The 21,998-nt window shown below is 69.8% G+C and carries 20 protein-coding genes; 11 read left to right on the forward strand and 9 right to left on the reverse strand.

From position 1 onward, the window contains the following. The coding region (locus tag IT306_31295; protein MCC7372940.1) for a F420-dependent glucose-6-phosphate dehydrogenase at positions 1–163 on the reverse strand (163 nt) is incomplete at its 3' end. 144 nt (positions 164–307) lie between these two features. Continuing rightward, positions 308–1,240 (reverse strand): cupin domain-containing protein, encoded by a 933-nt coding sequence (locus IT306_31300; protein MCC7372941.1) that lies wholly within the window; start codon positions 1,238–1,240, stop codon positions 308–310. Between the two features lie 758 nt (positions 1,241–1,998). On the opposite strand from IT306_31300, the gene IT306_31305 reads away from it, so the two are divergent. After that, complete coding sequence (locus IT306_31305; GenBank protein MCC7372942.1) at positions 1,999–2,838, forward strand: response regulator transcription factor; 840 nt, start codon at positions 1,999–2,001, stop codon at positions 2,836–2,838. Between the two features lie 31 nt (positions 2,839–2,869). Here the strand turns inward: IT306_31305 and IT306_31310 are convergent, their stop codons facing one another. Both IT306_31310 and gltB read right to left on the reverse strand, forming a co-directional pair. Beyond that, positions 2,870–4,165, reverse strand: a complete 1,296-nt coding sequence (locus tag IT306_31310) for a homoserine dehydrogenase (GenBank protein ID MCC7372943.1) — start codon at positions 4,163–4,165, stop codon at positions 2,870–2,872. 309 nt (positions 4,166–4,474) lie between these two features. After that, positions 4,475–9,220, reverse strand: coding sequence for a glutamate synthase large subunit (gene gltB / locus IT306_31315; protein MCC7372944.1), 4,746 nt, complete (start codon positions 9,218–9,220; stop codon positions 4,475–4,477). On the opposite strand from gltB, the gene IT306_31320 reads away from it, so the two are divergent. Next, entirely contained in the window at positions 9,206–10,114 is a 909-nt protein-coding gene (locus IT306_31320; protein MCC7372945.1) for a M48 family metallopeptidase, read from the forward strand. The genes gltB and IT306_31320 overlap by 15 nt on opposite strands. 159 nt (positions 10,115–10,273) lie before the next feature. Here the strand turns inward: IT306_31320 and IT306_31325 are convergent, their stop codons facing one another. Next, a complete protein-coding gene (locus tag IT306_31325) occupies positions 10,274–10,636 on the reverse strand; it encodes a cupin domain-containing protein (protein MCC7372946.1) in 363 nt (120 codons plus the stop codon). 243 nt (positions 10,637–10,879) lie between these two features. On the opposite strand from IT306_31325, the gene IT306_31330 reads away from it, so the two are divergent. From IT306_31330 to IT306_31350, 5 genes are all read left to right on the forward strand, one after another. Further along, positions 10,880–11,599: a RibD family protein gene (locus IT306_31330; GenBank protein MCC7372947.1), complete on the forward strand. Its 720-nt coding sequence runs from the start codon at positions 10,880–10,882 to the stop codon at positions 11,597–11,599. Then, the gene (locus IT306_31335) at positions 11,580–12,770 is read left to right on the forward strand and encodes a zinc-binding dehydrogenase (GenBank protein MCC7372948.1); all 1,191 of its coding nucleotides are present in this window, start codon (positions 11,580–11,582) and stop codon (positions 12,768–12,770) included. Before IT306_31330 ends, IT306_31335 begins: the two co-directional genes overlap by 20 nt. Beyond that, a complete protein-coding gene (locus IT306_31340) occupies positions 12,767–15,469 on the forward strand; it encodes a DUF2157 domain-containing protein (protein ID MCC7372949.1) in 2,703 nt (900 codons plus the stop codon). The genes IT306_31335 and IT306_31340 overlap by 4 nt, the downstream gene beginning before the upstream one ends. Positions 15,470–15,602: 133 nt before the next feature. After that, the gene (locus IT306_31345; GenBank protein ID MCC7372950.1) at positions 15,603–16,073 is read left to right on the forward strand and encodes a D-tyrosyl-tRNA(Tyr) deacylase; all 471 of its coding nucleotides are present in this window, start codon (positions 15,603–15,605) and stop codon (positions 16,071–16,073) included. Next, the gene (locus IT306_31350) at positions 16,070–16,834 is read left to right on the forward strand and encodes a class I SAM-dependent methyltransferase (protein MCC7372951.1); all 765 of its coding nucleotides are present in this window, start codon (positions 16,070–16,072) and stop codon (positions 16,832–16,834) included. The genes IT306_31345 and IT306_31350 overlap by 4 nt, the downstream gene beginning before the upstream one ends. Before the next feature lie 29 nt (positions 16,835–16,863). Here the strand turns inward: IT306_31350 and IT306_31355 are convergent, their stop codons facing one another. Then, a complete protein-coding gene (locus IT306_31355) occupies positions 16,864–17,535 on the reverse strand; it encodes a YceI family protein (protein MCC7372952.1) in 672 nt (223 codons plus the stop codon). A 333-nt stretch (positions 17,536–17,868) separates the two neighbouring features. On the opposite strand from IT306_31355, the gene IT306_31360 reads away from it, so the two are divergent. The 4 genes from IT306_31360 to IT306_31375 all read left to right on the forward strand — a co-directional run bounded on the left by IT306_31360 (position 17,869) and on the right by IT306_31375 (position 20,593). Next, complete coding sequence (locus IT306_31360) at positions 17,869–18,801, forward strand: DoxX-like family protein (GenBank protein MCC7372953.1); 933 nt, start codon at positions 17,869–17,871, stop codon at positions 18,799–18,801. Further along, the gene (locus IT306_31365; protein ID MCC7372954.1) at positions 18,801–19,478 is read left to right on the forward strand and encodes a DUF4166 domain-containing protein; all 678 of its coding nucleotides are present in this window, start codon (positions 18,801–18,803) and stop codon (positions 19,476–19,478) included. Before IT306_31360 ends, IT306_31365 begins: the two co-directional genes overlap by 1 nt. Before the next feature lie 132 nt (positions 19,479–19,610). Continuing rightward, the gene (locus IT306_31370; protein MCC7372955.1) at positions 19,611–19,931 is read left to right on the forward strand and encodes a multidrug efflux SMR transporter; all 321 of its coding nucleotides are present in this window, start codon (positions 19,611–19,613) and stop codon (positions 19,929–19,931) included. A gap of 2 nt (positions 19,932–19,933) precedes the next feature. Then, complete coding sequence (locus tag IT306_31375) at positions 19,934–20,593, forward strand: TetR family transcriptional regulator (GenBank protein ID MCC7372956.1); 660 nt, start codon at positions 19,934–19,936, stop codon at positions 20,591–20,593. A 22-nt stretch (positions 20,594–20,615) separates the two neighbouring features. Here IT306_31375 and IT306_31380 read toward each other — a convergent pair whose 3' ends face one another. The 3 genes from IT306_31380 to IT306_31390 are packed head-to-tail and all read right to left on the reverse strand — an operon-like array spanning position 20,616 to position 21,972. After that, the gene (locus tag IT306_31380; protein MCC7372957.1) at positions 20,616–21,431 is read right to left on the reverse strand and encodes a glucose 1-dehydrogenase; all 816 of its coding nucleotides are present in this window, start codon (positions 21,429–21,431) and stop codon (positions 20,616–20,618) included. A 15-nt stretch (positions 21,432–21,446) separates the two neighbouring features. Further along, positions 21,447–21,713, reverse strand: a complete 267-nt coding sequence (locus tag IT306_31385; GenBank protein ID MCC7372958.1) for a hypothetical protein — start codon at positions 21,711–21,713, stop codon at positions 21,447–21,449. Further along, positions 21,694–21,972 carry a BrnT family toxin gene (locus tag IT306_31390; protein MCC7372959.1) on the reverse strand — a complete coding sequence of 93 codons (279 nt, stop codon included), beginning with the start codon at positions 21,970–21,972 and terminating at the stop codon, positions 21,694–21,696. Before IT306_31390 ends, IT306_31385 begins: the two co-directional genes overlap by 20 nt. Positions 21,973–21,998: the final 26 nt, after the last annotated feature.

The raw sequence follows: 21,998 nt of genomic DNA on the forward strand, positions 1-21,998 counted from the left end.
ACGAGTGCGGCGCGTGGCCGTCGGTGTGGTTCCAGGGCTGGTAGTGGTCCGAGACCACCACGCTGTCGAAGCCGTTCTGCTCGGCGGCCACGCCGAAGTTCAGGAGATCGCGCGGCGCAAACTGCTCCGCCGACGCCTTGTAGCCAAGGGTCAGTTTTGGCATGAGTCGTTCCTCCACGGGCGGCCGGGTGGCCGCTGAGACAGGTCGCGGGGGGCGCCGGGGGCTGCGCGCTGGGCAGGAGTGGCGCCGAGCTGGCCGCCCCGAGCCGTCATGGCTCGGCGGCAGCCGGGAACGGCAATCGATGCTCTACTCGTCGAGCGGCGTGGGGCGGAGGTGCCGGTCGATGGTCTGGAAGCCATCCCACTGATCGGTGAACCAGTAGCGCACCCCGAACTCGAAGCGGAGCTCACGGGTCTCCTCATCGGTCGGGTTGAAGTGCTGGTGGTGCATCATGCCGGGCGGCACGTGGACGGCGTCGCCCTGCTCCCAGACGAAGTTGCGCCCGCCGATCTCCGAGTAGCCGTTGCCCTTGAGCGCGTAGAGGTACGCCTCGGGATGGGCGTGGCTGTGGCTCTTGGAGCGGGGCAGCTCCACGAACATCGAGCTGACGGCGGTGGCGGTGGCCCGGAACCCGTTCTTGTTGCCGTTCCGCCCCATCAGGAAGTAGGTGGCGCCGTGCTTGTTCTCGCTGGAGACCTCGTACTGGTCGACGTGCATGGTGATGCGGCGGCCGTCCTTCTTCCAGTACTGCGACTCCTCGGCGGGGGCAGCGGCGACGGCGGCGGCATCGTTCGGGCCGGCGTCCTCGATCTGGATCATGCGGCCCATGTGGGTCGCCTTCTCCAGCGGCCAGGCCATACCACTGATGTAGACAACCGGCACGTCGCCGGTGTTGAAGAACTGGTGCTCGGCGCGGAACGGGACGTGGATGGCGGTGCCGGGCGCGAAGTTGAAGCGCTCCTCGCCGATCACGATGAACCCGGTTCCGCTCTCGACGTAGATGGCCTCTTCGCCGTGGACATGCTTGCCGGTGTGCCAGCCGACGGGGATCTCCGCCTTCATCATGAGGCTGCCGCCAGTCGGAAAGCCGGTCTCCGGCGAGATCATCAGGGCGGCCCTGGCGTCCTGGCGGGTGGAGACCCAGTCGAGCTCCTTGCCCTTGGAGACGCGCGGGGCCTCCTCGACAAAGTTCTCCATGCGCTCGGAGTCGTCAAGCCAGTCGTCGTAGAAGGTACCCATGGACGCTCCCTCATACTACCTGGTTGCATATTGTATGCAATCGAGGCTGGACGTCAACCGGGCGCGCGCCGTGGCCTGCCGAGGTGGTGACAGCGGGAGAGTCGGCCGAGAGGCCGTGGGAGCGCACCCCCTCCGCCGTGGTCCCGTGCGCCCCGCACCAGGGTGGTGACGGCGCAAAGTCCGCATGAAGAGATGCGGTGACAGAACGCGGCGGTAGCAATCGGGTTGTGAAATCGTTAGCATGACCATTCGGACTGAGTATGTGTCCATATGGACGATTCAAGATCGCGTCCTCAGCGAACATACTCGACGCGCAGGGTTGCCACATCTGGACTACATCATCCGTAGGGCCGCTGCCGCGTCGGCTGCGAGACTCCTGAGGGCGCACGCTCAGCAGGAAGGCCAGCCCCGACGACGGCCCAGACGGGACATACCTGACGACACCCCGCACGCCGTGTGCGCGAGGTGTCGCAATTATGCATGGAAGCAAGAGTATCTATCGCACTAATAGGATGACGTGCGTGCCGGTCGGGAGGGCAGCGTGGACAAGTTCGTTGGCGGAGGCAAGAGCTCGGTCAACTAATCGTCGTGTCGGCGGGAGGGATCGGGGGCAACACTGCTGCCCCCGCCTCAGGCGGCAGGCCACTCAGCCTGCCGCCTCTGCGATTGCAGTGCGCGGGCTCATCTGAGGCTCTCCAATGTTTCTGACAGGCGCACCGCGGCTTGCCGTCGCAATCCTGCTGACGCTACAAAGGGACATGGCTTCGCGCGCTCAGCCCAGCGAACGTGTGCTGGCCAGCCTTCTTCTCGGGGACAGTCGTCCCGTCATCGGGCTGGCCGCGAGCCGGCGCGCGGCCGGGCAGACGCCGGCCACGCCAGCGCCCTCTGGATCACGCGCTGCGCGGCCGCGCGCATCGGATGGCGTGCGCGCGGTGCCGTACCCGGCCCGCGTCATTGTTGTGGACCCGCACGACATCCCACGGGCAGGCATCCGGGGCGTCCTGGCCGGCGAGCCTGAGTTCGAAGTCGTCACCGAAGCCGGAGACGGCCACCAGGCGGTAGCGCTCTGCCGGCGGCTGCGGCCCGATCTCGTACTGATGGAGCTGCGGTTGCCGGGCCTCGACGGCATCATGGCCACACGGCAGATTCGGCAGGAGTGCCCGGATACCCGCATCGTGATCCTGACAGGCCAGGAGGAGCCGGGCGCGCTGCGCCGTGCCGTCGAGGCCGGCGCGGCGGCGTTCCTCGTCAAGACGGCGACGCGTGCCGAGGTGCTTGGCGCGCTGCGGCGCGTCCTGACCGGCGATCTGGTGCTGGATCAGGAACTGGCGGCCCAGGCACTCCATCAACTGGTCGAAGCACCATCCTGGGCCGGCGTGAGCCTCACGGCCCGCGAGCACGAGGTACTGCGGCTGGTGGCGCTCGGCAAGACCAACCAGCAGATCGGGCTGGCGCTGACGGTCAGCACGCGCACGGCGAAGGCGCACGTCGAGCGGATCATCGCGCGGCTCGGCGCGGCAAACCGCACGGAAGCCGTGGCCCGCGCAATCAGCCTCGGGATGCTCGCGCCGCCTGCCGTGCCCACGCACACACGCTAGCGCAGCGTGTGGATTCCGCCCTGGCGTTGGTTCAGTCCTCGACGCGGATGACGCTCCCGACCTGATCCACCACGTCGAGCTGGCGGATCTCCGCCAGCGCCTGCTGGACGGCTGCCTCGTGGGCCGCGTGCGTCATAAACACGATCTCGGCCACCCGCTGCCCATCCTCGACCAGCACGTCTTCCTTCTGGATCACGGATGTCAGGCTGATGTTCCGCTGCCCGAAGATGCCGGCGATCTTCGCGATCACGCCCGGTCGGTCCGTCGCCACCAGCCGAATGTAGTAGCGGCTGTGCACGTCGTCCATCGGGTGAACGGAGATCGAGTCGTCGTAGGTGGCGACGGTCGGGCGGATCGCGCCGCCGACGATCCGCTGCGCCAGGTCGATGAGGTCAGCCACGACGGCGCTGGCAGTCGGGCCGGCCCCGGCCCCGCGCCCGTAGAACAGGATCCGGCCCACCAGATCGCCTTCGACCTGGACGGCGTTGTACACGTCGTCCACGCTGGCCAGCATGCTGCCGACCGGCACGAACGTCGGGTGGACCCGCGCCTCCAGGCCGCCGTTCACCAGCTTGGCGATGGCGAGCAGGCGGATGGCATACCCAAGCTCACGGGCGTAGCGGAAGTCGGACGGCTTCAGGCCGGTGATGCCCTCGTGGTAGACCTGATCCGGATGGACCCTCGCATGAAAGGCCAGCGTCGAGAGGATCGCCAGCTTGTACGAGGCGTCGATGCCTTCCACGTCGTTCTTCGGGTCAGCCTCGGCGTAGCCGGCGTCCTGGGCCTCGCGGAGCGCCGTGCCAAAGTCCAGGCCGGCCGTGCTCATCCGCGTGATGATGTAGTTGGTGGTCCCGTTGATGATGGCCGAGACCCGCGAGATGTCGTTGGCCAGCAGATCGAGCTTGAACGGCCCGATGACCGGAATGCCACCGCCGACGCTCGCCTCGTAGGCCACGTCGAGCCCCTTCGCCGCCGCTGCCGCCACGATGGCCGGCCCGTGCTTCGCCATCACTTCCTTGTTGGCGGTGACGACGTGCTTGCCGTTGGCGATGGCCCGCAGGATGTACTCGTGGGCAGGCTGCTCGCCGCCCATCATCTCGGCGACGATGTGGATGTCCGGGTCGTTCAGCACATCGTCCGGGTTGGTGGTGATGTTCAGCCACCCGGCGTCCTGATGCCGGCTCCGGTCGCGGACGAGCACGCCGCTCAGGGCCACCTGCCGCCCGACCCGCCGTGCGATGGTGTCGGCCTTGTCCCGCAGCGTCCGCGCGACACCGCCACCGACGACGCCATGTCCCAGCAGTCCAACGTTGATTGTCTCACTCATGCTATTGAGGCCCTCACCCCCCAGCCCCCTCTCCCTGTGCGCGGGAGAGGGGGAGCGGGTACCTGAATCGCACAGCCAAAGCCGGCGGGATTTCCCAGAGCGTGTTCCGCCCTCGTGTTCGTGTGCATGGGTCTTGCATCGCCCAGAGCGCCACTTTCGAACTGTCGATCGCCCACTCCCCCTCTCCCGCGCACCGGGCGACGATGTCGGCGCAGCCGATATGTGCGCCGCGCAGCGGGCTGGGGGGTGAGGGCTTCCCCCTGAAACTCGTGAGGGCGGGACCGGAGTCCCGCCCTTCGTCTGTGCCGCTTACGCTCGCTCGAACTTGCCCTCTTCGGCGCGTGCTCCCACCCGTGCCTGCTCCAGAGCCGGGTCGGGGTACGGACGCGCGCCTGGCACCACCTGCCAGAACTGGGTCCGGTACGACTCCCAGGCGTCGAGGATCAGGCGCGCGCGCGGGCTGCCCGTCTTGGCGAAGTGCTCGTCGATCAGGGCGTAGAGCTGCTCCAGGTGGTCCAGCTCCATGACCCGCTCGAGGTGCACCATCTCGGGGTTGTACCGCTCCGGCAGCGTATTGTCCGGGTCGAAGACGTAGGCCACGCCGTTCGACATGCCGGCCGCGAAGTTGCGGCCGGTCTCGCCCAGCACCACGACGGTGCCGCCCGTCATGTACTCGCAGCAGTGGTCGCCGGTGCCTTCGACGACCGCCGTCGCGCCGCTGTTCCGCACCGCGAACCGCTCGCCGGCCCGCCCGCTGGCGAACAGCCTGCCGCTGGTCGCGCCGTAGAGCGTCGTGTTGCCGAGGATCACGTTCTCGTGCGGCTCGAAGCTGGCCTCGGCGGACGGCATGATGGCGATCTCGCCGCCGCAGAGGCCCTTCGCCACGTAGTCGTTCGCCTCGCCTTCCAGCACCATACGCATGCCGTTGGTGGCCCAGGCGCCGAAGCTCTGGCCGGCGCTGCCCTTGAAGCGCAGCTCGATGGTGCCATCTGGCAGCCCCGTGCTGCCGTACCGCCGCGCGATCTCGCCGGCCAGCCGTGCGCCAACCGTCCGGTGAGCGTTCTGGATGGTGTACGGCAGCGTCACCCGCTTGCCCGTCTCCAACGCATCCTGAGCGTCGCGGACGATCTCAGGATCGAGCGCCGTATCCGTGGGGCGGATGTTCCGATTCTGGACGTGCAGGCGTGGGCGGGAGCCAGTCGGATCGACCCGCGTCAGGATCGGGGTCAGGTCGAGCAGGCGGCCCCGGTCACCCTCGGGCAGCGTGCGCTCGGCCAGCAGCTCCGGCCGCCCGATGATCTCGTCCAGCTTGCGGAAGCCGAGCGAGGCCAGGATCTCGCGGACTTCCATCGCGACGTGCGTGAAGTAGTGGACAGCCATCTCGGCGGTGCCGTCGAACTTGGCCCGGTAGACCGGATCCTGCGTCGCGACGCCCGTCGGACAGGTGTTCAGGTGACAGGCGCGCGCCATGTCGCAGCCGATGGCCACGACGGCCGCCGTCCCGAACCCGTACTCCTCCGCGCCGAGCATGGCCGCAACGACCACATCCCGCCCGGTCTTGAGGCCGCCGTCCGTGCGGAGGGTGATCCGCCCGCGTAGCTCGTTGAGCACCAGCGTCTGCTGGGTTTCGGCGAGGCCAAGCTCCCACGGCGAGCCGGTGTTCTTGATCGACGAGAGCGGCGAAGCGCCGGTCCCGCCGTCATGACCGCTGATCAGGATGTAGTCGGCGTACGCCTTCGCGACGCCCGCCGCGATGGTGCCAACGCCTGCCGAGGCCACCAGCTTGACGCCGACGCGGGCGCGCGGGTTGGTCATCTTCAGGTCGTAGATCAGCTGGGCGAGGTCTTCAATACTGTAGATGTCGTGGTGGGGCGGCGGCGAGATCAGGGTAATACCAGGGATCGTGAACCGGAGCTTCGCGATCAGGTCGTTGTTCTTGGCCCCGGGCAGCTGGCCGCCCTCGCCGGGCTTGGCCCCCTGCGCCATCTTGATCTCGATCTCGTCGGCCATCATCAGGTACTCGGCGGTCACGCCGAAGCGCGCCGAGGCCACCTGCTTGATCTTGTTGTGCCCGAGATCGCCATGTGCATCCGGCACGTAGTTGACCGGATCCTCGCCGCCCTCGCCCGAGTTCGAGCGCGCGCCGATGCGGTTCATCGCCACAGCCAGCGTGCGGTGCGCCTCTGGCGAGAGCGCGCCAAGCGACATCGCCGTGCTGACGAAACGGCGGCGGATCGACTCGACAGACTCGACCTCGCGCAGCGGGATCGGCGTGCCGGGCTTGAACTCCAGCAGGTCACGCACCGTCATCGGGATGCGGGCATGCACCAGCTTGCTGAACTGCTGGTACGCCTCGTAGTCGTCGTTGCGCGCGGCACTATGGAGCGCCCGCACCACCAGCGGCTGGAAGGCGTGATACTCGCCCTCGCGGCGGAAGCGGATGAAGCCGTAGTCAGGCAGCCGGCCACGCTTCGCGGCCGGGCCTTCGGTGATCGGCTGGGGGTAGCCCGCACCATGCCGCCCGAGAAGGTCCGTGCCGATCTCCGCGAACCCGACGCCGCCGACATCCGAGACCGTCCCGACGAAGCAGTGGTTGACCACCTCCTTCGCCAGCCCGAGCGCCTCGAAGATCTGCGCGCCGCGATAGCTGGAGATCGTCGAGATCCCCATCTTGGACATGATCTTGAACAGGCCCAGCTCCGCCGCGTGGACAAACTGTGCCTGCTGCTTCGCGATGGTCGCCTTGCTGTTGGCCTTCCAGTCCGCCTCGCGCTCGGAGGTGTCCTCGCGCTTCTTCCGGGCGATGACCAGATCCTGCTGGAACTCGGCCTCCAGCTCGGCGGCGATGGTCTCCAGGGCCAGCCAGGGGTGGACCGCCGCCGCGCCATAGCCGATGAGGCAGGCGAAGTGGTGGACGTCCCAGGCGTCGCCGCTCTCCACGATCAGGTCGGCCCGCATGCGGGTGCCCGCCGCGATCAGGTGGTGGTGGACCGCGCCCGTCGCCATCAGCGAGGGGATCGGGGCGCGCTCCTTCGAGACCGCCCGATCCGAGATGATCAGGACCGTGGCGCCCTGGGCCAGGGCGTCGCCAGCGGCAGCGCACAGCCGGTCGACGCCTTTGCGGAGGCCGTCCGGGCCGTCCGCCACGGCGAACGTCGCGTCCAGCGTCTTCGCGACCAGCGAGTCCCGCTTCAGGGTCCGGAGCAGCGCCATCTGCTCCTGCAGCAGCACCGGGCTGACCAGCTCCAGCAGTTTGGCGTGGTCCGGCGTCTCCTCCAGCATCGAGCGGCGCGGGCCGACCAGCGTCCGCAACGACATCACCAGCTCCTCGCGGAGCGGGTCGATGGGCGGGTTGGTCACCTGGGCAAATCGCTGCTTGAAGAAGGCGTAGAGCAGCCGGGGCACCCGCGAGAGGACCGCCATCGGGGTGTCGTCACCCATCGAGAAGATGGGATCTTTCCCATCGGCACCCATCGGGCGGATGATGAACTTCACTTCCTCGGCGGTGTAGCCGAACGCCTGCTGGATCGGCATCAGGTCGGCGGCAGAGGTCGCCGCGCCATCGCCGCCGTGCGCCACAATCTCGCCCGCGCCGTTGGCGTGGCCGTTCAGGTGGGCGTGGCCGTTGGCGCCGTTGGCGTGGCCGTTGGCGTGGCCGTTCAGGCCGTTCCTCTCGCCGATGGGGAGCGTGGCCAGGTCCGCGAGGCTGACCATCGAGCGGGAGACCCACTCGCCGTACGGTCGGCGCTCCGAGATCTCGCGCTTCAGCTCGTCGTTGTGCAGAATGCGGTGACGGACGGTGTCCACGGCCAGCATCTGGCCCGGGCCGAGCCGGCCCTTCTCGACGATATTGGCGTCATCCATGTCCACGACGCCGACCTCGGAGGCGGCCACCACCAGGCCGTCGCGGTCGATCTTGTAGCGTGAGGGGCGCAGGCCGTTGCGGTCCAGCACCGCGCCCACGGTGAAGCCGTCCGTGAACGAGAGGCCAGCCGGCCCGTCCCACGGCTCGATGACAGCATCGTGGAACCGGTAGAAGTCGCGCAGGCGCGGCTCCATCTCCGACATGTTCTCCCAGGCCGGCGGCACCATCATCATCATCGAGTGGAGCACGTCACGCCCGCTCTGCTCGATCAGCTCCAGGACGTTGTCCAGGCTGGCCGAGTCCGAGCCGTTCGGGGAGACAATCGGGCTGAGGGCCGAGAGATCCTGGCCCCAGACCGGCGAGTTGCAGCTGACCTCGCGGGAGCGCATCCAGTTGCGGTTGCCCTGGACCGTGTTGATCTCGCCGTTGTGCGCGAGGAACCGGAACGGCTGGGCCAGGAACCAGTTCGGCAGGGTGTTCGTGGAGTAGCGCTGGTGGAAGATCGCCAGGGCCGTCTCGTAGGACGGATCGCGCAGGTCGGTGTAGAAGGCCGGGAGCTGCGCAGACAGCATCAGCCCCTTGTAGATGACGGTGCGGCTCGACATCGACGGCACGTAGAAGCCCTCGACGCCGTGCTCGGCGATGCGCCGTTCGGCCTCCTTGCGGGCGCGGTACAGCGCGCGCTCGAAGGTGGTGTCATCCACGAGGCCGCTCGGGCGGGCGATGATCACCTGCCGAATCTCCGGCCGCGTATCGAGCGCCTTCTCCCCCAGCGCGCCGATATCGACGGGCACCTCGCGCCACCCGACGACCGTCAAGCCCTGCGACCGCAGCGCGTGATCGACGACGGCCGTACAGAGATCCCGAGCGACAAGGTCGTCGCGCGGGAGGAAGACCATACCCAGCGCCAGGTCTTCGGGCCGGTTGACCATGAAGCCGCGCCGCTCGGCCTCTCGAACGAGGAGCTTGCGCGGAAGCTGCGTCAGGACGCCGCTCCCGTCACCGGTCTTGGCGTCGGCGTCGACGGCGCCACGATGGGTGACGTTGCCGACCGCCTGGAGCGCCTTCACCAGGATGTCGTGACCCTGCTCCCCTGAAACGCGCGCAACGAAGCCGACCCCACAGGCGTCGTGTTCAAACGCCGGTTTGTAGAGCGGCGCGTTGACCCCACCAGCATGCCGAGCGCTCATGCCCTGACCTCACGCCACGCAGACAGACAAAATGACCACCGACAACTGCGACGACGTATCCTCAAGGGAAACAAAAGGCCGGCCCTACTTGCAGTGCCGACCTACTCCCCTGTGGTACCTCGCGCGTTGCACCGTCTCCAGATCACCGCCCGTGTGGTGGAGCCGCGCAACGTCATAGTCAGCGTCGACTATGATTTTTGCGAGTGTACCCTACTTGGGCACGCTGCACAACCCCCCTCGTGCGAAGTTTCCAATGGGATACGGTCCACCCGTCGGTGCGGGAGCGGTCAGGTAACAGTGGTGCGACGACAGCCGAAGTCAGGCAGGCAGCTTTCGTTCGATACGCTGACGCCCCCGGGGGAGCAACAGCCGCCCCTGGTCATTGGCGGGCTGACCGTCGAGGTGCAGCGCAGCGACCGTCGGCGGCGGACGATCAGCGCCCGCGCCGACGGCGACCGCCTGATCCTCCAGGTGCCAGCCGGCCTCTCAGCCGACGAGGAGCGGGGCTGGGCCGAGAAGCTTGGCGCGCGGATCGTGGCGGCCCGCCGCAAGCGCGAGCTGAACTCCGACGAGGATCTGGCGGCGCGCGCGCAGCAGCTCAACGTCCAGTACTTCGAGGGCCGGCTCCGGTTCGTCAGCGTGCGCTACGTCGCGAACCAGCAGCATCGCTTCGGCAGCTGCACGCCGAGTCATGGGACGATCCGGATCTCGGACCGGCTGGCGAAGATGCCGGCCTGGGTCCGTGACGCCGTCCTCGTGCACGAGCTGTCGCACCTGGTCGAGTCGAACCACACGGCCCGCTTCTGGAAGCTGGCGAACCGCTATCCGCTGATGGAGCGCGCCCGCGGCTACCTGATGGCCGTCGGCCTGGACGACGAAGGCGATGGGCCGTAGCTCGAGGGTTTTGGGTCGTGGGTCGTGGGTCGAAGATCGAGGGGAGACGGTCAGCGGGTGAGGTCCTTCGCTGCGCTCAGGATGACAATGGCAACTTGCATGCTTTCACCCGCGACCCTCGATCTACGCCCCTCGATCTACGCCCCTCGACCCTCGACCCTAAAACTCGACATCGACTCGGAACGCCGCGACCTCGTTGGCCGGGTACGCGATGATCAGCGTAGCCTGCGAGTCGCCGATGTTGCGCGCGCCGTGGATCGTGTTGGCCGGGGCCCGCCAGCTGGTGCCAGCATCGACCTCGTCCGTCTCGGTGCCGACGAGGATCTTCAGCTTCCCCTCGACCAGCGTCATCGCCTCTTCGACGAGGTGCGTGTGCGGCGGGATGGTGCCGCCCGGCTCCAGGTAGACGACGCCAGCGGTGATCGCGCCGGAGCCGGTCGCCTTGTCGATGGTGATGCGGCGGGTGACGCCCGGGCCGCGCGTCTCGGCCGGAATGTCTGCGTGCCTGGAAACGCTGACCATGTGTGACCTCCCTCTCAGATCCGAGCAGCGCCCGGCGGTCGGTCTGTAGAGCGGGCGCCCTGCCGATGGCGGGCGGCCCGCGCGGGCCGACAACGATGCCGGGATGCCTCGGATGGGCGAGATGATACGCGGCCGGGAGGGAAAGGGGAATCCTGGCGCTTGACGCCTGCCGTATACTCGGAAACGGCGCGGCAGGCACGCCCTGCGTCCGTGCGCCAGGGGAGTGGTCTGGGTTTGGGAGAGATCGCGGCGAGCACCGACTTCGCCACCGCGACCTCGGCACGACCGAGTGTCACCATTAAGATCGCGCAGACCCTCGACGGACGGATCGCCACGCTGACCGGCCAGTCGCAGTGGATCACCTGCGAGCCGGCCCGCGCGCTCGCGCACGAGCTGCGGGCCACCCACGACGCCGTGCTGGTCGGCATCGGCACCGTCCTCTACGACAATCCTCGCCTGACGGTGCGGATGGTGGACGGCCCCGATCCGCTGCGCGTCGTCGCGGACACCCATCTGCGGATCCCGCTGGACAGCCACCTGCTCGCCGACCGGCCGGACCGCACCATCTGCGTGGTGGGGCCAGACGTTGACCCGGCCCGCGTCGAGGCGGTCCGAGCGCTCGGGGCGCTGGTGATCGTCGGGACGGTGTGTGAGGGCCGCCTCGACCTGGCGGCGATGCTCCAGCAGTTGTACGAACTCGGCATCCGGTCGCTGATGGTAGAGGGCGGCTCGGGGATCATCACGTCGCTGCTGCGCGCGCGCCTGATCGACCGGCTGGTGGTCTGCATTGCGCCGAAGGTGATCGGCGCGGGGCTGGACGCCATCGGTGACCTCGGCATCCGCGAGCTGTCCCAGGCGTTGACCTTCCGGAACACCAGCATCCGGCAGCTCGGCTCGGACATCGTGTTTGAGGGGCTGGTCGAGCGCCCGACGCCGAACGGCGATGCCCGCCACGCCGGGTGACGGCCCCACGCTGTACCCCCGAGCCGTCTGGTTCCCGGCCCCGCTGACGGTCGAGATCCGCGACGAGCCGCTTCGGCCGCCCGGCCCTGGCGAGATCCTGGTCCGGGCCGAGCGCTCGGCCATCAGCGCCGGCACCGAGATGCTGGTCTACCGAGGGCAGATCCCGCCTGAGACGACGCTCGATCTGCCGACCCTGGCCGGCAGCTTCCGCTTCCCCATCAAGTACGGGTACGCCAGCGTCGGGACGGTCGTCGCGCTCGGCCAGGGGGTGGCGGGCGTGGCCGTCGGGCAGCGCGTCTTCTGCCTGCACCCGCACCAGACGGTCTACACCCTCTTGAGCGACCTCGCATGGCCGCTGCCGGACGGCATCCTGCCCGAGCGCGCCGTGCTGGCCGCCAACCTTGAAACGGCGTTGAACGCCCTGCTCGACGTGCCGGTGCGCCTGGGGGAGCGGGTCGCCATCTTCGGGCAGGGGATCGTCGGGCTGCTGATCGGGCTGCTGGCACGGCGGAACGGCGCTGGCCGGGTGGCGGTGGTCGATCCGTTCGCGCGTCGGCGGACGCTCGCGCTCGGGCTGGGCGCGAACGCGGCCCTCGACGCGTCAAGCCTGTCCCCTCCGGAGCTTGCCGAGGCGTTGGCCGAAGCCTGTGGGGGCCGTCCCGATGTCGTCTACGAGGCGAGCGGCAGCCCCGCGGCCTTGCAGAGCGCGCTCGACGCCGTGGCTGACGAGGGCACGGTGACGGTCTGCTCGTGGTACGGCACGAAGCCCGTCGCGCTGGAGCTGGGCGGCCGGTTCCACCGAGGCCGCATCCGCCTGCGCTCGACGCAGGTCGGGCGGGTGCCCCCCGAGCTGGCGGGCCGCTGGAGCTTTGAGCGCCGACGAGCAGCCGTGCTGGAACTGCTGGCGGTCCTGCCCGTTGACCAGATGGTGACGCATCGCGTGCCGTTCGAGGACGCGGCCACGGCGTACCGGCTGGTAGCCGAGCAGCCCGAGGAGACCGTGCAAGTCGTGCTGACCTACGACAACGCCGACCCCACCACCGAGAGTGTGAGAGCCGCCGAGACGGTGACTGCGGACAGGCACGGCCCGCCGGCCGAGCACCCGCCCGCGGAACCCCGGCCGGTGGATCAGGCGTCTGCAGAACCCCAGCCGGCGGAGCGCGCTCGGTGAGCCCGGGCGACCGCCTGCGCGGCATGCTCGATCCGCTCGACCCGGCCGTGCGAGCGTGGTTGCAGCGGGAGCTGCCCCGGCTCGTCCGGGACAGCTACCTGAGCGCGGCCCAGGCGGACCTGATCGCCCGGCGCTACGGCGTCCAGGTGACCGAGGCCGACATCGCGGCAGCCACCGCCGCCGAGCCGGCAGCATCCCCCGAGAGCGCAGCATCCCCTGAGAGCCCGGCTGGCGCAGCCCCGCCCGACGCCGGGCCTGAACCGGGCGCGTCCGCCGCCTCTCCCTCCGAGTCCTGGGGAGCGCCTCCTCCTGCTGGCGCGGCCCCCGGCCGCGCGTCCGGCGCCCCGCTGATGCCGCCGCCCCCCGGCCCGATGCTGGCGCCCGGCCCAACGCTGGCGCCCGGCCCGACGTCGATACCCGGCGCGCTACGTCCACCGGCCCGGGCGGCGCAAGCGGCCCCGGCAGGTCAAACGGGCGCACCGGCGGGGGGCGCGCCGCGCTCCACCCCCTTCGTCGCCGATCACGCCGTCTCCATCGTCCTCTACCTCGGCGCGTTCCTGGTGGTCGCCGCTGTCATCATCTTCCTGGCCTACTCCTGGGACCAGATCTCCGGCGGCATGCGCCTCGCCGCCTTGATGGTACTGACCGGCGGCTTCCTGGGCGCGGCGGCGGTCTGCCTGCCGCGCCCGGCCGTCCGGCCAGCCGGCCGCACCTTCCTGGCGCTCGGCGCGATCCTGGTTCCAGCCAACGTGGCGGCCGTCTATCTCGTCTACTTCTCGCACAGCCCGATCCCGGCCGCCACGTTCTGGCTGCTCGGCGCGTCGACCTCGGGCGTGTTGCACGCGGTCCTGTCGGTCCGCCTCCGCTCGACGGGCTACGCCATCCTGGCCGTGCCGTCGGTGCCGGTGGCCGCCTGCGCGCTCGGCTGGCTGGTCGATCCACACTGGGAGTGGCTGGGCATGTCGGCGGCCCTGGCGCTGGCCCTGCTGGTGACGGCCGCTCGCTTCGGCCCACCGATCCCGCTGGTGCTGACGGCCCGCGTGCTCGGCTCGGGGCTGCTGGTGCTGGCCGCGCTGGTCTCGCTGCCGGCCATCGACGCGCACAACGAGCGCCAGTGGAGCCCGACCGTCGCCTTGATCGCCATGAGCGCGGCGCTGGCCTTCGAGGCGGCCCGGCGCGGCAAGACGTGGTGGTTCGGAGCGGTCGCCGCGCTGGTGACGGGGCCGTTCGTGGCGCTGATACTGGCGATGGAGCAGCGCCATCAGCCGCTGGTGGCGGCGGCCATCGTCGGCGGCTGGCTCTCGGCGGCGGCGGCGCGCTGGCTCCAGCGTCAGCAACGCCTGCTCTGGGCCTGCGCGACCCTGGTCCCCGCCGCCGTCTTCCCGCTGGCAGCCTGGGAGGTTGACCGCTCGTCGCTGATCCTCTTCGCCAGCACCATCGGACTGGTCGGCGTGTTCGCCTGGGTCTTCCGCTCGGTGCTGCCGCTGTACGTCGGCGTGCTGGCCGTCGATGGGCTGTACGTCAAGCTGCTGGACATCTTCGGCTCGTCAGACAGCCCGGGCTGGATGCTCGGGGTAGCCCTCTGGCCGCTGGCCCTGCTCTGGCTGGCCGCCGGCGCGGTGCTGCCGCGCCGACAGGCCGGCCCGGCCTGGGTCGGCGCACTGGTCACGATGGCCGCCGCCGAGCTGATCGCGTGGCCGGAGGCCCGCTGGGCGCTGGTCATTGCCGTCAGCGGACTGGTCGGCAGCATCCTCGGCGCGTGGCGGCCGCGGTTCGCGCCGGTCCTGCTGCTGGCAAGCCTCTGGCTGGTCGGCGCGGGCCTCCACCTGGGCGACCTCCTGGCCTGGGAATGGCCGTGGCGGGCGGTCCTGATCGGCGTCAGCGCCTGGATCCTGTTCGCGGTCTCGATGGTGCGCCCGCCCGGCTTCCCCGCGTCGCGCGCCACGCCTGCCACGCCGAGAGCGCCGCTGCCGGCCGCCGCCCTGTCAGCGGTTGGGGCGTCCACCCTGGGGGACTGGGCACTGCTCGCCCGGCTGGCGGCGCTGGCGGTGGCGGGCCTCGGGATCGTCGTGCTGCTGCCGTCGCTGCCGAATCCGCGTCCCGCCCGCGACGCCTGGCTGATCGCCTCGACGGTCAGCTGGCTGAACGTGGCGGTTCTGCTCGGCGCCTGGGCTTTCCTGGCGCGCGCGTGGCTGCCGGCCTGGGCCGCCGCGCTGGCCGTGGTGCCGGCTCTGCTGAGCGGGGTCGGGCGGCTGCACCCGCAGGACGCGCAGGTGTACGCCGCGCCGGTCGGGCTGTATCTGCTGGCCGCCGGGTTCGCGGGGCGGCGGCAGCGGCAGGGCGTGGTGGCGAACGTACTGGCGGGGGCGGGGCTGGTCACCCTGCTCGGCACGAGCGTGGTGCAGTCGTTCGACCGCGACGGTTTCCTCTACGCGCTGCTGGCCCTGGTCGAGGGGCTGGCGGCGGTGGCCGTCGGCATCGCGCTGCGCTGGCGGGTGATCGTCGCAGTGGGCGTAGCCGGCACGGTCGTCATCGCGCTCCGGCAACTGTTCGACGCCGTCGCGGCTCTGCCCGGCTGGGCGATCCTCGGCGGGAGCGGCATCCTGCTCCTGACGATTGCCGTCGTGCTGCTGCTGGTGCGGGCCCGGCTGGCAGCGGCTGGCCGGGCCGCCGCCGAGCGCTGGAGCCAGTGGGACTGACCGCGCCCCGTGGGACGAACCACACTCCGTGGCAGCCGTGCCGGCGCCGAACCGGTACCATCTCCCGCACGCGGCGCGACGGCCCGAACGCAGGGCTGGCGTCGTGGACCAGATCAGCAAGGGGTGATGGCAGATGCGAGCGGTCTGTCAGCGGGTGAGCCGCGCCAGCGTGACCGTTGACGGCGAGGTCGTCGGGCAGATCGAGCGCGGCTGGCTGGTGCTGCTGGGCGTCGGCCCCCACGACAACGAGGCCGTCGCGGCCCGGGTGGCCGACAAGCTCGTCGGGCTGCGCGTCTTTCCCGACGACGCCGGCAAGATGAACCGCTCGGTGCTGGACGCTGGCGGCGCGGTCCTGGTCGTTTCGCAGTTCACACTGTACGCCGATACCTCGCGCGGGCGGCGGCCGGGCTTCACCGGAGCCGCCCCGCCGGCCGTCGCCGAGCCACTGGTGGCCCGCTTCGCCGCCATGATTCGCCAGCGCGGCCTGCGCGTCGAGACCGGCCGCTTCGGCACGCACATGGATGTCGAGCTGGTCAACGACGGCCCGGTCACCATCGTGCTGACGGACGAGCCAGCCGCCCCTGCCACCCAGGCGCCCCGGTGAGCGCCTCTCCGGAACCGCTCCGCGAGCGCAAGTCGGCTGACTGGTGGGATCAGTTCTGGCAGCGACCGCTCGCGGCGACCGGCCGGCTGCTTACCTGCCGGCGGACCGCCGAGGAGACCCTGCGGCTGCTCGGCCCGACCCTCGCGCGGTTGCCGGCCGGGCGCAGGCTGCGGGTGCTCGATCTCGGCTGCGGCCACGGCGACCTGACGCCGCTGCTCCTGAACGAGTCGCGGTTGGAGATCGTGGCCGTCGATCTCTCGGCGGCGGCGCTCGGTCAGTTTCGGGCGCGGCAGGCCGGCCGCCTGCCAGATCGGCTCAGGCTCACCCGGGCCAGCGTCTACGAGCTGCCGTTCGCAGATGCCGCGTTCGACGTGGTCGTCAGCTTCGGCTACGCCAGCGCCGCCTCGTATGCCGGCGCGGAGTCCGAGGTTGCGCGCGTGCTGCGGCCCGGCGGCCTCGCCATCATCGACTTCGTCAGCCCGAGCCTGTACCGCTGGGTCGCCGCGCCCAGGGCCACCGCGCGCTGGCTTCAGCGCTACCGCGATCCGTCCCAGGAGCAGTACCACTTCGGGCGGCTCGGCCTGCGGGAGCACTTCGCACCGGCCCGCTTGCACCTGGAGGCGGTCAGCTACCTGAACGCCTACCCGCCGCTCGAACGGCTGGCCGGGCAGCCCTGGTGTGGGCTGCTCGACCGCGCGCTCTCACGGCTGGCCGGGCCGCTGCTGGGCCGGGTGCTGCTGGCGCGCCTGCGCCGCCGCTGAACCAGGAGCACGAGTGGCCTGCGCCGCGGCTAGCTTGCCCGGGCCACGAAGTTCAGCTCCACCCCGAGCTGATCCGAGACGCCGGTCACGGATGGCACCTGCGGGATGCTCACGCCCCAGTCAGCGTAGCGAATGGTCGTCTTCGCGATGCCCTCGAGCTGGTTGGCAGCGGTCGGCGTCACCGTCACATCAAACGTTGCCTCGCGGTCGGTGCCCTTGATGTTCAGGTTGCCAACCATCTGGAAGGTGATCGGCTGGCCGACCGTCGCCGCGTCCGGCAGCCCGACCATCCTGGTGGGCGTGAAGGTGATGTACTCATGCTGCTCGGTCTGGAGGATCTGGTTCTGCAGCATCCGGTTGCGCCCCTCGGCGTCGGTGGTCAGCGTGCGAGCGTTGACCCGGATCGCGCCGACGTTCGCCGCGTCGATGTCCCTAAGGTCAGCGGCGATCTGGCCTGCGACCTGGCTGGTGGTCCCGACGACGGTCTTCGGCGAGCCGCGCAGCACCTCGTCGATAATGAACTTCGCGGTCGACGCGTTCGGGTCGATCTGGTAGACGGTCTGGCTGGCGGCGGACGTCTTCGCGACGGGCGCGGCAGCGATCGGCGCGCTGGCCTGGGCCGGCGGCTTGAAGATGCTCCAACCGACCATTCCGACTGCCATGACGACCGCTACGAATCCTGCGCCAAGAATCAGCTTCATGCAGCATGCTCCTCAAAGTAGGTTCTGGGAAGGACGGCCAACTGGGCGTCGCGACCGTCCACGCAACAGGCATGTATCCTGGGAAACCCGGACGCTGCTCCTCCCACTATGGTCGAGCACGCCCCTGAACCGCGCCCCATTGAAAGCTGAACAATCGCTGAAGCACGCTATGGTGTTTACGAACGAGCCTGCCCGGCGGTTGATTTTTCCGGCCGGATGCCGACGCTGTAGCCCGCCAGGCATCCCGGGCAATCGCAGGCTCACATTGTGGATACTGCCCTGCAGTGTCGCACTGGCGCATACCTGACGATCGTCCGGTGGGGGAGTGGAGCGGTGAGCGGCCCGCCTGTCTACGTAGAGATCACGATCCGCGCCACGATGGACGAGGTGTGGGAGCGGACCCAGAACCCGGCCCTCCATCAGCGCTGGGATCTCCGCTTTACTGACATCACGTACCTGCCACGCCCGGACGAGGCCCATCCCCAGCGCTTTCTGTACGAGACGCGGATCGGGTTTGGGCTGCGGATCGCCGGCGAGGGCGAGTCGGTGGGGACGCGGGCCAACGCCGACGGCGTCCGGACCTCGGCGCTGACGTTCTGGTCCGACGATCCGAAGTCGCTGATCCGGACCGGCTCTGGCTACTGGCAGTACGTCCCCGTCGAGGGCGGCGTGCGGTTCCTGACCCGCTACAACTACGAGACCCGCTTCGGCGCGGCCGGCGCCCTGCTGGACCGCCTGCTGTTTCGTCCGCTGATCGGCTGGGCGACCGCCTGGAGCTTCGACCGCCTGCGCCTGTGGCTGGAGGAGGGCGTCGATCCGGGCGTCAGCGCCAAACAGAGTCTCGGCTACGCCATCGTGCGGGGGGCGCTGGCGGCGCTCTGGTTCTACCAGGGCTGCGTACCGAAGCTGCTCAGACCCGACACCGGCGAGATCGAGCTCGTGCGAGCCGCCAGCGTGCTGCCCGGCCACGAGCGGCAGGTGGTCACGGCGGCGGGCGTCGCCGAGGTCGGTTTCGCGGCAGCCCTGCTGCTGTGGTGGCGCGCACGCTGGCCGCTCTGGCTCAACACCCTGGCGATGGGCCCGCTGCTGCTCAGCGTCGTGCGCAGTCAGCCGCGCCTGCTCGCGGCCCCCTTCAACCCGGTCAGTCTGAACGGCGCGATGGCCGCGCTCGGCGCGGTTGGCCTGCTGCTCGGGCGGCGCTTGCCGAGCGCAGCCGCCTGCCGACGTGCGCCTCAACAAACCGACGAGCGCGAAGGCCGATCCTGATGCCGTCGATCTACCAGCAGGCGCTCGGGGCCGACTTCGAACGGCTGCATCCGCGGATTCAGCGGCGCTTCGGCCTCACCAGCCAGGATGGCGTGGCGGCGCTCGGCACCGGCGCGATGGAGCGGCTGTGGCACGGGCGTCCGTACACGCTGCCGTTTCTCTACCTCGGCGCGTGGCGCAGCATCATGCTGCCGGAGCAGGGACGCAACGTCCCGTTCACCATCGAGAACTACGCCTATCGGGACACCTTCGGGCGGGAGACTGTCACCTGGGTGCGGACCTTCCGGACGCGCCGCGTGCGCCGCTTCGACGCCTACATGATCTACAGCCAGGAGCGCGGCCTGATCGTGGACTATCTCGGGACGCACCAGCACCTGGCCGTGGACATCCACCTGAGCGTCGATCCCGGCGGCGGGCTGCGACTTCGTTCCGGCGCGCAGCGCTTCTACGAAGGGCCGCTCGCGTTCTCCTTCCCGATGCTCTTCTCCGGCTACGCGGACGTCCACGAGTGGTTCGACGACCTGACGGGGCGCTTCCGGATTGAGGTCAACGTCAGCAACCCGGTCTGGGGACCGCTGTTCGGGTATCGCGGCTCGTTCAGCGTCGAGTGGCTGACGGTCGATCCCGGCGCCGTGCCCGGGCGACTCGTGCCCCGCCGCGAAGAACGCCGCGAGTAGGCGCAGACCAGGGCGACTGAGAGCCTCGCCCGGCACACAGCATCTGGTACACTCGTACAAACGGTACAGTCGTACCAGTTCGTAGGTGATGCCGGCCGTCTCGGTGCTGGCATCTCGCGGTGGGGTGATCTCGTGGCATGGATGATGCTGCTCGTCGCCGGTCTCTTCGAGATCGGGTTTGCGCTCTCGCTCAAGGCGAGCGACGGCTTCAGCCGGCTCTGGCCCAGCGTGCTGGCGGCCGTGTTCGCCATCATCAGCCTGGTGCTGCTGAATCTCGCGCTCAAGTCGCTGCCCATCGGAACGGCCTACGCCGTCTGGACCGGCATCGGCGCGGCTGGCACGGCCGTTATCGGGATGGCCGTCCTCGGGGAGCCGGCCCTGGCCTCGCGAATCGGCTTCATCGGGCTGATCCTGGCCGGGGTCGTCGGCCTGCAGGTGACGGGCGGGCACTGACGGTGCCGCGCCCGCGACGTACGCCTGACGAGGCCCCGCCGCCGCCCGGCACGACGCCGCCCGGCACGACGCCGCGCGGGGCGGCCCGGCGGCAGCAACTGGTCGATGCCGCCACCGCGATTCTGGCCGCCTCCGGCTTCGACGCGGTCAGCCACCGCGCCGTGGCGACAGCGGCCGGCCTGCCCCTGGCCGCCACCACCTACTACTTCGCCACGCTTGACGACCTTCGAGCGGCAGCCCTCTCCCAGCTGGGTCGCGCGTACGTCGACGGCGCACGGCGGATCGCGGCCAGGATGAGGCCAGCGCAACGGACAGCGGAGGAGGTGGCCACCTTGCTGGTGGCGCTGGTGGCAGGGGACGGCCACCAGACCGATCCTGCCCACCTGCTGACGTTCTACGAGCGCTACGTGCAGGCGGGCCGGCACCCGGCCCTGCGCGGCATGGTGCGCGGGTGGACCGCCGAGCTGGGCCTGCTTGCGGGCGTCGTGCTGGCGCGCTCCGGCTACCCTGCTGACGCGGACCTCAGCCGTCTCCTGATCGCCGCGATTGACGGGCTGCTGCTGGACGCGCTCATCGACGGCGACGCGGCAGCCCCGGCTCGGGCGGCGGATGGGGTGGCTCGCCTGCTCCATCGGACCGTGCCGGCCGCCCCGTCCGCATAGGGCCTGCTTTGGCCGGGCGGCCTCAGTGCATCGTCAGACCGCCGTCCACGAAGAAGTGCGCGCCCGTCGCGAAGACGGCCTCGTCGGACGCCAGGAAGACGGCGATCCCGACGAGGTCGGCCGGCTTCCCGAGGCGTCCGAGCGCCGTGGCGCTGGTCAGCGACTGGCGGATCTCCTGCACGGCGAAGATCTCGTCGGTCAGCGGCGTCTCGGTGGCACCCGGCACGATGGCGTTGCAGCGGATGTTGTGCTGCGCGTAGTCCTTGGCGATGACGCGCGTCAGGGTGGTCACGCCGCCCTTGCTGGTGGCGTACGCCGTGTAGCCGGCCCCGTGCCCGGCGAACCCGGTCGGCGAGGCGATGTTGATGATGACGCCGCCGCCGTTCTGCATCAACGCCGGCAGCGCGTACTTCGAGCCGAGGAACGGCCCGCGCAGGTTGACGGCGATGGTCCGCTCCCAGATCTCGACGGGAACGGTGTGGCAGGGGCCGTCCTGGCCGTGGAGCTGGATCGCGGCGTTGTTGACCATGATGTCCAGCGCGCCAAGCTGGCCGACGCAGGCCGCGATGGCTGCCTCGACCTGGGCCGCGTCGGTGATGTCGGCCCGGTGCGCGACAAAGCCGCCTCCCGCAGCCTGCGCCGCCGTCTCCTGCAGCCCGGCGAGGTTCAGGTCGATCCCGAAGACCTTGGCGCCCTCGCGTACATACCCGAGCGCTATCGCCCGCCCGATGCCTGAACCCGCCCCGGTGATGATGGCGACCTTGCCGTCAAGCCTGCCCACGCGCTCGCTCCCATTGCGGAGTGTGTCAGGCGATACGGTACCACGGCCAGCGGCCATGCCGATACGCTGTCGTCAGCTGTCTGAGACGGTGGAAACCGGCTCGCGCACCGGCTCGCGCGCGGGAAGCTGGGCGAGCTGCATCACCAGCCGCAACGCCTGATTGACGGCCGCGGCGTCAGGAAACGCGCGCGCCACGTCTGGATCGAGCAGGACGAGATTCGTGCCGGTCCGGTACTGCTCGACGTACTTCCCGCGCACTCCCCGCCTCATGAACTCTGACAGGTCATACTCCGGGCGCAAGTCGTCAGCAAGGTCTTCTTTAGAAGAGTCCACGTTCATACTGCACCCTTTCTGCTCGCGTGAGTGCCCGAGCACTGATGATGCGAATCCGTGATCCGCGCGCGGTGTGGACCACCATCATCAGTGTGCCACGACCAGATGTCCCGATGACAATGAACCGCGTCTCATCATCCGAATGATCGGGATCACTGTCGGTGACGCTCAAAGGGTCGCTGAAGACCGTGATGGCTTCAGCGAAAGCCACACGGTGGCGTCGGAGGTTGAGCGCCGCCTTCTCTGGATCCCACTCGAATTCCATCGACCTCGCCGCCTGAGAAGCAGTGG

Source organism: Chloroflexota bacterium (assembly GCA_020850535.1).
In the GTDB taxonomy this organism is placed as follows: domain Bacteria; phylum Chloroflexota; class UBA6077; order UBA6077; family JACCZL01; genus JADZEM01.

Bases quoted from the DNA above. Each gene is read 5' to 3' on its own strand.
- IT306_31300 (MCC7372941.1), bottom strand. From the start codon at position 1,240: ATGGGTACCTTCTACGACGACTGGCTTGACGACTCCGAGCGCATGGAG.
- IT306_31305 (MCC7372942.1), top strand. From the start codon at position 1,999: ATGGCTTCGCGCGCTCAGCCCAGCGAACGTGTGCTGGCCAGCCTTCTT.
- IT306_31310 (MCC7372943.1), bottom strand. From the start codon at position 4,165: ATGAGTGAGACAATCAACGTTGGACTGCTGGGACATGGCGTCGTCGGT.
- IT306_31320 (MCC7372945.1), top strand. From the start codon at position 9,206: ATGCCGAGCGCTCATGCCCTGACCTCACGCCACGCAGACAGACAAAAT.
- gltB (MCC7372944.1), bottom strand. From the start codon at position 9,220: ATGAGCGCTCGGCATGCTGGTGGGGTCAACGCGCCGCTCTACAAACCG.
- IT306_31325 (MCC7372946.1), bottom strand. From the start codon at position 10,636: ATGGTCAGCGTTTCCAGGCACGCAGACATTCCGGCCGAGACGCGCGGC.
- IT306_31335 (MCC7372948.1), top strand. From the start codon at position 11,580: ATGCCCGCCACGCCGGGTGACGGCCCCACGCTGTACCCCCGAGCCGTC.
- IT306_31345 (MCC7372950.1), top strand. From the start codon at position 15,603: ATGCGAGCGGTCTGTCAGCGGGTGAGCCGCGCCAGCGTGACCGTTGAC.
- IT306_31355 (MCC7372952.1), bottom strand. From the start codon at position 17,535: ATGAAGCTGATTCTTGGCGCAGGATTCGTAGCGGTCGTCATGGCAGTC.
- IT306_31365 (MCC7372954.1), top strand. From the start codon at position 18,801: ATGCCGTCGATCTACCAGCAGGCGCTCGGGGCCGACTTCGAACGGCTG.
- IT306_31380 (MCC7372957.1), bottom strand. From the start codon at position 21,431: ATGGCCGCTGGCCGTGGTACCGTATCGCCTGACACACTCCGCAATGGG.
- IT306_31385 (MCC7372958.1), bottom strand. From the start codon at position 21,713: ATGAACGTGGACTCTTCTAAAGAAGACCTTGCTGACGACTTGCGCCCG.
- IT306_31390 (MCC7372959.1), bottom strand. From the start codon at position 21,972: ATGGAATTCGAGTGGGATCCAGAGAAGGCGGCGCTCAACCTCCGACGC.